The sequence below is a fragment of the Methylorubrum rhodesianum genome (assembly GCF_014199985.1).
Taxonomy (GTDB): Bacteria; Pseudomonadota; Alphaproteobacteria; order Rhizobiales; family Beijerinckiaceae; genus Methylobacterium; species Methylobacterium rhodesianum.
In genome coordinates, this window is the sequence record NZ_JACHOS010000003.1 from 137,833 (window position 1) to 148,361 (window position 10,529).

A 10,529-nucleotide genomic window follows, 5' to 3' on the forward strand; every position below is an offset into this window, starting at 1 on the left:
GAGCCTCCATGTCCGCCCCGGGATCGTCGCCCGGGGCGGACATCGTCCAGCCCTTCCCGGCTCAGATCCCGGAACCCGCCCGCATGCCCGTCCGCCCGCTCGTCCTCTATCCCGATGCGCGCCTGCACCGGGCCGCCGGTCCGATCGCCGCCCCCGCCGCGGCGGTGCGCGCGCTCGCGGCGGACGTGCTCGACACCCTCGGCGCCGTCTCGGCGATGGGACTGACCGCCATCCATATCGGGCAGCCGGAGCGGGTGGCGGTGATCCGCCTCCAGCCGGACGAGCCGCACGCGGTCTACGTCGATCCCGTCGTCGCCTGGGCCTCGCCGGAGCGGGCCTCGCATCCGGAGGGCAGCGTCTCGATGCCGGGCGTGGTCGAACCGGTGGAGCGGCCGGCCCGGATCCGGGTGCGCTACCGCGACCTCGACGGTGCCGAGCGGGAGGAGGCCGAGGGCCTGCGCGCCGCCTGCCTGCAGCACGAGATCGATCAGCTCGACGGCATCTTCTGGATCGACCGGCTGAGCCGGCTGCGCCGCGACCGGGTCCTCAAGCGCTACGCCAAGCTGCGGGCGCAGCGGGCGCGGACGGAACCGTGAGGGCGGGCCGTCATGCTATGACTTCATGCTATGACCGCGCTCCTCGCCCGTGAGCCGCCGATGCCTCGCCCGCCATCCTGTCTTTTCCGGTCCGCCGCCCTGATCCTCGGGCTCGCGGGCCTCTGCGCCTCCGGTCCGATCGGAGCCGCAGCGGCACAGGGGGCGGCGCAGGGAGCGGCGTCCGGCGCCGGCAACCGCTCCGGCGATCAGAAGGGCCCGACCCGGCCCGCCTCCGTGATCGGCTGCACCTCGCTGGCCAATCTGCGCAGCCTCCTGCGCAGCACGGGGGACGACCGGGCCGCCGCGCTCGCGGTCGCGACCGATCCGAAATCCGATCTCGGCTGCAGCCCCGTCGACCGCGCCGCGGTCACGGGGCTCGCCGACCACGTCGTCCTCAACGGCCGTGCCTACGACTGCCTCACCCTCAAGAGCACCGCGGTGTGCCACTGGACGGTGGCGGGCGCCGTCACGCCGCCCGAGCGGCCGGCGGGAAAGCCGGCCCGCACCAAGTAGGGGTGCGGCAAGTAGGATTGCGATTCGGTTCGGGGGAGGACGCCTCAGAACCGCGCCGTCAGGAACAGGCGCAGATTGCGGCCCGGCAGCAGGATCTCGTCCTTCTTGAACGAGGCCGAGTTGCGGATGTCGTCGTCGAGCAGGTTGCGGCCCTGGAGGCCGAGCGTGACCTCGGTGGCGCCGTAGACCGCGGGATCGAGGGCCTGGGTATAGGCGAGTTCGGCCCGCAGATCGTTCCAGCCCGGCGTCACCGTCTCGAACGGGGCGATCTCGGTGTGGTCGAAGGCGTGGAGCAGGTTGATCCGCGCGAACCAGCCGTTCGCCCGCACGAAGGCGCCGCCGCCGAGCCGGTGCGGCGGGATACGCGGCACGTAGGAGCCGTCGTCGAACTGGGCGCGGACGAAGTCGTACTGCGCCTCGATCCCGGCCCAGCCGTCGCCGACGGGCAGGAGGTCGAGCTGCGCCCCGATCTCGGCGCCGTAGAAGGTGGCGTTGGCCTGCGAATAGACCACTTGGCGCAATTCGTCGCCGCTGCCGCAGGAGGCGAAGTCGTCGTCGCAGCGATTGCCGGTGTCGCGCTTGTAGATGAAGCCGGTGTAGCGGGTGTAGTACCCGGTGGCGTCGAGGCGCAGCGGGCCTTCCGCCCGGCGCAACGAGATCTCGACCGTGCGGGCGCGCTCCAGCCGCAGGGTCGGGTCACCGATCTCGAAGGTCGCGGTGGCGTCGTGCGGCCCTTGCGAGAACAGCTCGTAGCCCGTCGGCGCGCGCTCGACGTAGGAGCCGTTGAGGCTGGCCACGAAGCCGTAGGGCAGATCCTGCAGCGCGCCGATGCTGGCGCTCTTCGGGGCGAAGCGGCGGGTCAGGGCGTAGCTGAACGGATCGGTGCCGTCGGGCAGGTAATCGTTGGGAAACAGCGTGGCGATGCTGTTGACCCGGTCGCCCTCGATCCGGCCCGCCGCCTGGAAGCGCAGGCCGCCCCCCACCGCCAGCTCCTCGAACAGGTAGCCGGCGAGCATCCGCGACTCGGTCGGTGGCAGGAAGCTCTCGAGCTGCGAGTTCAGCACGCGCCGGCCCGCCTGCACGCCGACCGCGCCGGTCAGCGTGCCGAGCGCGGTGAAGACCGGAACGTGCTGCGCCTCGAAGCGGGCCTCGACCTCGCGGTTCTTGAAGATCGCCTGGACGCCCTCGATCCCGTCCTCGCCGATGCCGATCTCCTCGTGGCGGTAGACCGAGCCGCCGGCCCAGAACCGCAGCACCTCGAACGGCCCGTTCAGCGGCCGGTACTCGCCGCGGGCGAGCAGCCGGTCCTGGTTCGGGGTCAGGCGGGTGCGCGCCTCTTCCGCCTCGCCGCCGGGGATCTGATAGATCGCGTCGTAGTGGCTGTAGGAGAGGCCGACGAAGCCGCGGTCGCCGATCGCCGAGATGCCGACCGAGCCGCCCTGCGATTCGGTGGCCGAGTTGCGCTGGATGCCGCCGGGAATCGCGTAGGAATCGGTGGCGGTCCTGAAGCCGTCGGCGTGGACCGCGATCCCGTCGGCGCCGGCATCGACGCTGGCCGCGCCGGTCCGGCCGTTGTCGACGGTGGTGTAGCCCGTCGTGACCTGCCCGGTGATCCCGCGGGCGGGGATGAAGGTGGGCACCTGGTTGTTCTCGGCCGAGACCACGCCGCCGATCGCGCCCGAGCCGTAGCGCAGCGTCGCGGGGCCGCGGATCACCTCGATCCGGCCGGAATTGAGCGGGTTGACCGGCACCGCGTGGTCCTCGCCGAGATCCGACACGCCGCCGTTGACGATACCGTTCTCCTGGATGCGCACCCGGGCGTTGTCGAGGCCGCGGATGATCGGGCGGGAGGCCGCCCCCGGCGCGTAGGTCGAGGCGGAGATGCCGGGCCGGTCGAACAGTGCGTCGCCGAGCGTGCGCGGCTGGTCACGGGCGATCCGCTCCTGCGGCACCACGGTGACCGGCGAGAAGGTGTTCGCCACCACCAGCAGTACCTCGGCCGCCCGGATGGGAGGAAGGGAGGCGGGGAGTTGAGCGGGGGGCTGGGCGGGCGGGGCGGCGGCCCGGCCCTGGATCGGGCTCACCGAGGTCACGCTGATTTCCTCCAGCGTGGTCGCCTGCTGCGCCCGCGCCGGTGCGATGGCCGCGGCCGTCAGCATCGCCCCCGCCGACAGCAGCATCCGTTTCGAGCGCCCGCGCCGCATTCCCACCGATCCAGACTGATGACGTTACAATGTTTCATCTGTGAGATGTTACAATGTTGCAAGCCCTATCCGCCGCGCGTCCCGTCATCGATCCGGGGTGTGACCGGCCTGCATCAGGCGCTCTTCCCCGGTGCGCTGCTGCACGGCGCCTGCGGCCTGCCCCGGTTCACGGCGTCGCGGGCGCTTGTGCCGGGCGGAACCGAGCCTGACATTGGACGTCCCGGAGGAGCGTGCCGCCTGTCGGGATCTGCCGCCTCTCGGAACCCGATGCCTGCCGACGTGCTTCTCGACGTGCTTCTGCCCGCCCTCCGCTTCCTTCTCCTCGGCCTCGGCCTCCTCGTCCTTCTCTTCCTCGTACCGCTCGCGACCCACGCCCTGTGGTGGAGCGCGAAAGGCGGGCGTGCGGAGAACTGGTCGACGGCGGACTGGTCGAGCGCCGGCCTCCTGCCCCCGGCCGCCGCCGTGCCGGGGGCGATGGTGCGGGTCTACGCCGCCCGGGTCGGGCGCTGGCGGGGCATCTTCGCCCATCACAGCTGGGTGGTGATCAAGGAGGCGGGTGCCGCCCGCTACACCCGCTACGACGTGGTCGGCTGGGGCACGCCCGTGCGCACCGACGCCTACGCCCCGGACGGGCGCTGGTTCGGCAACGCGCCCGAGATCGTGCTCGGGCTCGACGGCGAGGCGGCGGGGCGGGCGATTCCGCAGATCCGCGCGGCGGTGGCGGACTATCCCTATCGCAGCCAGGGCTCGTACCAGGCGTGGCCGGGGCCGAACTCGAACACCTTCGCCGCCCACGTCGTCGCGCGCATCCCCGACAACGACGTGCCGCTGCCCCCCACCGCTCTGGGCAAGGACTGGACCCCGTCGGGGCGCTACGCCGAGATCACCCCGAGCAGTACCGGACTGCGCCTGTCCTGGCGCGGCTATCTCGGCCTCACCGTCGGCTGGGTCGACGGGCTCGAGCTCAACCTGCTCGGTGCAGTGGCCGGCCTCGACTGGCGCCGTCCGGCCCTGAAGCTGCCGGGCTGGGGCCGGATCGCGCTGATCCCCGGCGGCGACGTCGACAAGGCGCGCCCGACAACGGGGCCGGAGCGCCGCCCGGCCTCCGGTCCCGTCTCGGGCTGAGGTCCCTCCGGGGGGGCTTCAACGCTTCGAGGATTTCTGGCCCGGCAGCGTCACCTCGCCCTGCCACTGGCCGGCGAAGTCCGTCTTCGAGGAATAGGCGAGGGAGAAGGTGCCGTTGCCCTTCGTACCCGCGAACTCGCCGGTGGCCGGGCCGTCCCGATAGGTGCCCGATGCCGTGACGCGGCCCTGCGCATCGGTCGTGACGGTGCCCTTGTAGCGGCTCGACGTCGAGCCGCCGGGGGTCGTGAAGGTGATGGTGCCTTCCACCGGGCCCTGGCCGTTCTTGAGCGTGACGGTCTCCACCCACTGGACCTGAGCGCCGTCGAGCGGCGTGCCGGGGCCGGTATTGATCCCGGAGGCGGTCTGCCGGAGCTTGACCTCGTTCGGACCCAGCACCTGCGGGGTCTGGCTGTCGACGCGGCCGGTGAAGCTGCCGCCCATCGGCATCGCGATGGAGGCGGCCGAAAACACCGGCGCGAGCGACAGGACGGCAGCAAGGATCGTCGATCTTCGAGACATCGCGTTCGCTCCCTCGAATACGTCTTGGTTCGGCCGCGCGACGCGGCCGCCACGAAGTCTCAAGGCGGAAGAATCACGCCGTCAATGCCGGGACCGGGCCGGTGCGATGCGGGGGTTTGTCATGTTTTTCCGCGGCTTGAAGGAGATTCGCCGGCTTGCCGGGACGGGAGCCCCCGGATGGGGCAAGCCTCTACGCCGAAAGACCCGGCCGCGCCCGACCACGGCTCCGGCGGGCTCCCATCCGTGCTACCAGCACCGGGAGCGGCTTCGAGCTGCCGACACGTCTCCACGGACACGATGACCGACCTCACCCTCCGCCCGGCGCACCATCACGACCAGGACGCGATCTGGTCGATCCTGGAGCCGATCCTGCGCGCGGGCGAGACCTACGCCCTGCCGCGGGACTGGGACCGGGAGCGGGCGCTCGCCTACTGGTTCTCCCCGGCCCACCACGTCTTCGTCGCGCAGGACGCCGGAGCGGTGCTGGGCAGCTACTACATCCGCGCCAACCAGCTCGGGCCCGGCGATCACGTCGCCAACGGAACCTTCGCCACGCATCCGGCCGCGCGGGGCCGGGGCATCGCCCGCGCCATGGGCCTGCATTCCTTCGAGACCGCGCGGGCGCTGGGCTTCTCCGCGATGCAGTTCAACCTCGTCGTCGCCACCAATGCCCACGCCGTCGCCCTGTGGACGAGCCTCGGCCTGCGGGAGGTCGGCCGCCTGCCCGGCGTGTTCCGCCATCCCGTGCAGGGACCGGTCGACGCGCTGGTGATGCACCGGAGCCTGTAACCCCGCCTCCATTGAACACGGCCGCGCTTGGGACAGATTGATCACCGCGCACCGTGAGAGGTGCGGGGAGGGCGCGTCCTTGAGCTTCCTGATCTGCCTCGCGGCGCTCTTCTTCCTGATGGGGATCGCCTATCGCGGCTTCTCGGTGATCCTGTTCGCCCCCGTCGCCGCCATGGGCGCGGTGCTGCTGACGGACCCGGCGGCCGTGCCGACCCTGTTCTCCGGCCTGTTCATGGAGAAGCTCGTCGGCTTCCTGAAGCTGTACTTTCCCGTCTTCCTGCTCGGCGCCGTGTTCGGCAAGCTCATCGAGATCTCGGGCTTTGCCCGCTCCATCGTCGGCGCCGTCACCGGGCTCCTGGGCGAGGGGAGGGCGGTCGTCGCCATCGTGCTGGTGGGTGCGATCCTGACCTATGGCGGCGTCTCGCTGTTCGTCGCCGTCTTCGCGGTCTACCCCTTCACCGCCGAGCTGTTTCGCCGCTCGAACATCCCGAAACGCTTGATCCCGGGAACGATCGCGCTCGGCGCCTTCACCTTCACCATGGACACCCTGCCGGGCACGCCGCAGATCCAGAACATCATCCCGGCCTCCTTCTTCAAGACCGACGCCTACGCCGCCCCCTGGCTCGGGATCATCGGCGCGCTCTTCGTGTTCTGCGTCGGCGTCGCCTATCTCGAATGGCGCCGCCGCCGGGCCGGGGACGAGGGGTACGGCGAGGGCCACAGCAACGAGCCGCAGGCGGTCGAGGATCGGGTCGTCATCCATCCCCTGGTCGCGATCCTGCCGCTCCTCATCGTCGGGATCGGCAACAAGCTGCTGCTCGCCTGGATCACGGCGGCCTACGGCGAGCAGGCGAGCGCCGCGCTGACCCCGGAAATGGCCGCCCACCCGGTCACGGTCCAGGTCAAGACCGTGGCGGCGATCTGGGCGGTGCAGGGCGCGCTCCTGCTCGGCATCCTCGCCACCGTGATCCTCGGCTTCCGCAACCTCGCGGAGCGTTTTTCCGAGGGGTCAAAGGCGGCGGTGGCGGGCTCGCTCCTGGCCGGCATGAACACCGCCACCGAGTACGGCTTCGGCGCGGTCATCGCCGCGCTTCCGGGCTTCAAGGTGATCTCGGACGCGCTCTCGGCGATCCCCAACCCGCTGATCAACGAGGCGGTGACGGTCAACGTGCTCGCTGGCGTCACCGGCTCGGCCTCGGGCGGGCTCTCGATCGCGCTCGGAGCGCTGTCCGGCCGCTTCGTCGAGGCGGCGCAGGCGGCCGGCATCCCGCTCGAGGTGATGCACCGCGTCGCCTCCATGGCGAGCGGCGGCATGGACACCCTGCCCCATAACGGCGCGGTGATCACCCTGCTCGCCGTCACCGGGCTCACCCATCGACAGTCCTACGGCGACATCTTTGCCATCACGATCATCAAGACCGTGGCCGTGTTCTTCGTCATCGGCGTCTACTATCTCACCGGCTTGGTCTGAGCCCTCCGCTCATCGCCGGGTGTTCGAGCGAGGGCCGAGGCTGTCGAGGGCGTCGGCATTGGCCCGGCTCCAGGCGTAGAGCAGTTCCACCGGCTCCACGAAGCGGCACCCGAGCGGGGTGATCCGGTACTCCACGGCGGGCGGCACCGTGCCCTCGACATGGCGGGTGACGAGGCCGCTGCCCTCCATTTCCCGCAGCGTCTGGGTCAGCATCTTCTTTGAGATGCCGGGCAGGCTGCGGTGGAGCACGCCGGTGCGGGCGCGTCCCCCGTGAAGGGTGTGGAGCGTGTGCAGGACCATGCTGGTCCATTTGGTCGAGAACAGCGCCAGGATCCGGCGCGGCGCGCAATCCTCCCGCCCCTCGTGGTCCGGGCTTCCCGGCTCCATGGTGGTAACCTTTCGGTGCCTATGACCCCAAAGGGTGCCGTCTAGCGCCGTCCGGACGGGACGCCTAGCTCCGTGGCGACGGGTCTGCGGAAGAGAGCGGAGACAGACATGACCGGAACGGCACTGATCGCGGGCGTCGGCGGCATCGTCGGCAACAACCTCGCCCGGCACCTCGTCGGGCGGGGCTGGACGGTCGAGGGGCTCGCCCGCCGCCCGCCGGACATTGCCGGCGTCTCGCCGGTCGCCGCCGACCTGCTCGACCCGGAGGGGCTGGCCCGGGCGCTCGACGGGCATGCGCCCAGCCACGTCTTCCTCGCCACTTGGCTGCGCCAAGCCACGGAGGCCGAGAACATCCGCGTGAACGCGGCGATGGTCGCAAATCTGCTCGAGGCCCTGCGCCCGGCCGGCAGCGTGCGCCACGTGGCGCTGGTGACGGGCCTCAAGCACTATCTCGGGCCGTTCGAGGCCTATGGCAAAGGCAGCCTGCCGCCGACGCCGTTTCGCGAAGACCTGCCGCGCCTTCCGGTCGAGAATTTCTACTACGCGCAGGAGGATGCGGTGTTCGAGGCCGCCGCGCGCCAGAATTTCACCTGGACCGTGCACCGCCCGCACACCATCGTCGGCTATGCGCTCGGCAACGCCATGAACATGGGCGTGACGCTGGCCGTCTACGCCACGCTCTGCCGGGAGACCGGGCGCCCCTTCCGCTTCCCCGGCTCGGCGGCGCAGTGGAACGGGCTCACCGACGTCACCGATGCGCGGCTCCTGGCTCGCCACCTCGAATGGGCGGCGCTGACGGAGGCGGCGCACAATGAGGCCTTCAACGTCGTCAACGGCGACGTCTTCCGCTGGCAATGGATGTGGGGGCAACTCGCCCGATGGTTCGGGGTCGAACCCGCGCCCTTCGACGGGGAGGTCAACCCGCTCGAACACCAATTGGCGGGCGCCGCCCCGCTCTGGGCGGAGATCGCGGCGCGCCACGGCCTGATCGAGCCCGACCTCAACCGCCTGGCGTCGGCTTGGCACACCGATGCCGATCTCGGCCGCCCGATCGAGGTCGTCACCGACATGAGCAAGAGCCGCCGCCTGGGCTTTCTCGACTACCAGCCCTCGGACGACGCCTTCTTCGACCTGTTCGCCCGGCTGCGGGCCGACCGGGTCATCCCGTGACCGACGGTGAGGCTCATTCCACCGTCCCGGCCTTCTGCCGCCGGGTCGGATGGGTCATGGCCTCGAGTTCCAGAAGCCCATTGAGCTGGGCCTCGGTGAGGAGGCCCTCCTCCAGCACCAGTTCCGCCACCGTGCGGTTCTCCCGGAGCGCGCGGCGGGCGATGCGGGAACTCGCCTCGTAGCCGAGCGTCGGCGCCAGCGCCGTGACGAGGCCGATCGAGCCCTGGACCAGACCGCGGCAGCGCTCGCGATCCGCCTCGATTCCCTCGACGCAGCGCTTGGTCAGGGTGTCGATCGCCGCGCTCAGCATCCGCAGGGAGCTCAGCACGCAGTAGCCGATGGTCGGCTCGAAGGCGTTGAGCTGGAGCTGGCCCCCCTCGGCGCAGAGCGTCACCGTGAGGTCGTGGCCGATCACCATGTAGGCCACTTGGTTGACCACCTCCGGGATCACCGGGTTGACCTTGCCCGGCATGATCGAGGAGCCGGCCTGCACCGCGGGCAGGCGGATCTCGCCGAAGCCCGCACGGGGGCCGGACGAGAGCAGGCGCAGGTCGTTGCAGATCTTCGAGAGCTTGACCGCGACGCGCTTCAGGGTGCCGGAGAACAGCACGAAGGCGCCGAGATCCGAGGTCGCCTCGATCAGGTTGGAGGCCAGCACCATCGGCTGGCCGGAGAGCCGCGACAGCTCCTCCACCGCCAGCGCGGCGTAGCGCGGGTCGGCGTTGAGGCCGGTGCCGATCGCGGTGGCGCCGAGGTTCACCTCGCGGAAGAGGCCGACGATCTCGTTGAGCCGCGCCACATCCTCCTTGATGGTGGCGTGGAAGCCGTCGAATTCCTGGCCCAGCGTCATCGGCACCGCGTCCTGGAGCTGGGTGCGGCCCATCTTCAGCACGTCGGCGAACTCCACCGCCTTGCTCTTGAAGGCGTAGGCGAGGTCGTCGAGCGCCTTCACCAGCGGTTTCGTGGCGAAGATCACCGCGAGCCGCAGGGCTGTCGGGTAGGCGTCGTTGGTGGATTGCGCCATGTTGACGTCGTCGTTGGGGTGCAAAGCGGCGTAGTCGCCCGGCGCCCGTCCCATCAGCCTCAAGCCGACATTGGCGATGACCTCGTTGACGTTCATGTTGGTCGAGGTGCCGGCCCCGCCCTGGATCGCGTCGACCACGAAGGATTCGGCGTAGACCGGGCCGGTCGCGACCAGGGTGCAGGCCTCGTCGATGATCGCGGCCTTCCCCGCCGGCAGGTAGCCGAGGCGGTGGTTGGCTCGCGCGGCCGCCTGCTTCACCAGGGCGAGCGCCCGCACGAGATCCGGATAATGGCCGACCGGCACGCCGGTGATCGGGAAGTTCGCCACCGCGCGCTTGGTGTGGATGCCCCACAGCGCGTCCGCCGGCACCTCGGCATCGCCGAGCAGATCGTGCTCGGAGCGGGTCTTGGCGCCCTCCATCGCCACCTTGCGCACGGTGGCGACGGCGAGATCCTCCTCCTGGGGCGCCGCCGTGCCGGGCGTGGCCGGGCGGCCGGCCTGCTCGGCCGCGGCGATGGCGCCGGCCTTGGCCGCTGCCTTGTTTGCGGCCTTGGCCCCCGCCTTGACTGCAGACTTGCCTTTCACCTTGGCCCCGGCCGCCTTCTTTCCCGTGCCATCCGGGCTCCCGGCCTTCCCGGCCGTGTCCTGGCGGCCGGGAGCATCCTCGCCTCCGGCCGCGACCCCGGCGGAGCGTTCGAGCCTGGAACGCTCCGCCTTGGATCGTTCAGCCG

General features: G+C 70.9%; 10 protein-coding genes. 6 read left to right on the forward strand and 4 right to left on the reverse strand.

Translation table 11 applies throughout. The features are described from left to right. Window positions 1–83 precede the first annotated feature (83 nt). Both HNR01_RS05280 and HNR01_RS05285 read left to right on the forward strand, forming a co-directional pair. Window positions 84–596: a peptide deformylase gene (locus HNR01_RS05280; RefSeq protein ID WP_183667185.1), complete on the forward strand. Its 513-nt coding sequence runs from the start codon at window positions 84–86 to the stop codon at window positions 594–596. Between the two features lie 30 nt (window positions 597–626). Further along, window positions 627–1,109, forward strand: a complete 483-nt coding sequence (locus HNR01_RS05285; RefSeq protein ID WP_183667022.1) for a hypothetical protein — start codon at window positions 627–629, stop codon at window positions 1,107–1,109. A 44-nt stretch (window positions 1,110–1,153) separates the two neighbouring features. Here the strand turns inward: HNR01_RS05285 and HNR01_RS05290 are convergent, their stop codons facing one another. Then, window positions 1,154–3,289 carry a TonB-dependent receptor gene (locus HNR01_RS05290; protein ID WP_183667186.1) on the reverse strand — a complete coding sequence of 712 codons (2,136 nt, stop codon included), beginning with the start codon at window positions 3,287–3,289 and terminating at the stop codon, window positions 1,154–1,156. A gap of 291 nt (window positions 3,290–3,580) precedes the next feature. Between HNR01_RS05290 and HNR01_RS05295 the strand changes: the two genes are divergently transcribed. Continuing rightward, the gene (locus HNR01_RS05295) at window positions 3,581–4,438 is read left to right on the forward strand and encodes a DUF3750 domain-containing protein (RefSeq protein WP_183667023.1); all 858 of its coding nucleotides are present in this window, start codon (window positions 3,581–3,583) and stop codon (window positions 4,436–4,438) included. An 18-nt stretch (window positions 4,439–4,456) separates the two neighbouring features. On the opposite strand, the gene HNR01_RS05300 is transcribed toward HNR01_RS05295, so the two are convergent. Beyond that, window positions 4,457–4,957, reverse strand: a complete 501-nt coding sequence (locus HNR01_RS05300) for a hypothetical protein (protein WP_017484212.1) — start codon at window positions 4,955–4,957, stop codon at window positions 4,457–4,459. Between the two features lie 297 nt (window positions 4,958–5,254). On the opposite strand from HNR01_RS05300, the gene HNR01_RS05305 reads away from it, so the two are divergent. Both HNR01_RS05305 and HNR01_RS05310 read left to right on the forward strand, forming a co-directional pair. Then, window positions 5,255–5,746, forward strand: a complete 492-nt coding sequence (locus tag HNR01_RS05305) for a GNAT family N-acetyltransferase (RefSeq protein WP_017484211.1) — start codon at window positions 5,255–5,257, stop codon at window positions 5,744–5,746. 79 nt (window positions 5,747–5,825) lie between these two features. Continuing rightward, on the forward strand, window positions 5,826–7,217 hold the full coding sequence (locus HNR01_RS05310) for a GntP family permease (RefSeq protein ID WP_183667024.1): 1,392 nt from the start codon (window positions 5,826–5,828) through the stop codon (window positions 7,215–7,217). Window positions 7,218–7,226: 9 nt separating this feature from the next. Here the strand turns inward: HNR01_RS05310 and HNR01_RS05315 are convergent, their stop codons facing one another. Then, a complete protein-coding gene (locus HNR01_RS05315; RefSeq protein ID WP_183667025.1) occupies window positions 7,227–7,604 on the reverse strand; it encodes a winged helix-turn-helix transcriptional regulator in 378 nt (125 codons plus the stop codon). Between the two features lie 108 nt (window positions 7,605–7,712). Here HNR01_RS05315 and HNR01_RS05320 point away from each other — a divergent pair, with 108 nt between their 5' ends. Further along, window positions 7,713–8,774 carry an SDR family oxidoreductase gene (locus HNR01_RS05320; protein WP_183667026.1) on the forward strand — a complete coding sequence of 354 codons (1,062 nt, stop codon included), beginning with the start codon at window positions 7,713–7,715 and terminating at the stop codon, window positions 8,772–8,774. A 13-nt stretch (window positions 8,775–8,787) separates the two neighbouring features. On the opposite strand, the gene HNR01_RS05325 is transcribed toward HNR01_RS05320, so the two are convergent. Continuing rightward, window positions 8,788–10,314, reverse strand: a complete 1,527-nt coding sequence (locus tag HNR01_RS05325; RefSeq protein WP_183667187.1) for an aspartate ammonia-lyase — start codon at window positions 10,312–10,314, stop codon at window positions 8,788–8,790. Window positions 10,315–10,529 lie beyond the last annotated feature (215 nt).

Coding starts and splice junctions, on each gene's coding strand:
- HNR01_RS05280 (WP_183667185.1), top strand. CDS start 84: ATGCCCGTCCGCCCGCTCGTCCTCTATCCCGATGCGCGCCTGCACCGG.
- HNR01_RS05285 (WP_183667022.1), top strand. CDS start 627: ATGACCGCGCTCCTCGCCCGTGAGCCGCCGATGCCTCGCCCGCCATCC.
- HNR01_RS05290 (WP_183667186.1), bottom strand. CDS start 3,289: ATGCTGCTGTCGGCGGGGGCGATGCTGACGGCCGCGGCCATCGCACCG.
- HNR01_RS05295 (WP_183667023.1), top strand. CDS start 3,581: ATGCCTGCCGACGTGCTTCTCGACGTGCTTCTGCCCGCCCTCCGCTTC.
- HNR01_RS05300 (WP_017484212.1), bottom strand. CDS start 4,957: ATGTCTCGAAGATCGACGATCCTTGCTGCCGTCCTGTCGCTCGCGCCG.
- HNR01_RS05305 (WP_017484211.1), top strand. CDS start 5,255: ATGACCGACCTCACCCTCCGCCCGGCGCACCATCACGACCAGGACGCG.
- HNR01_RS05315 (WP_183667025.1), bottom strand. CDS start 7,604: ATGGAGCCGGGAAGCCCGGACCACGAGGGGCGGGAGGATTGCGCGCCG.
- HNR01_RS05320 (WP_183667026.1), top strand. CDS start 7,713: ATGACCGGAACGGCACTGATCGCGGGCGTCGGCGGCATCGTCGGCAAC.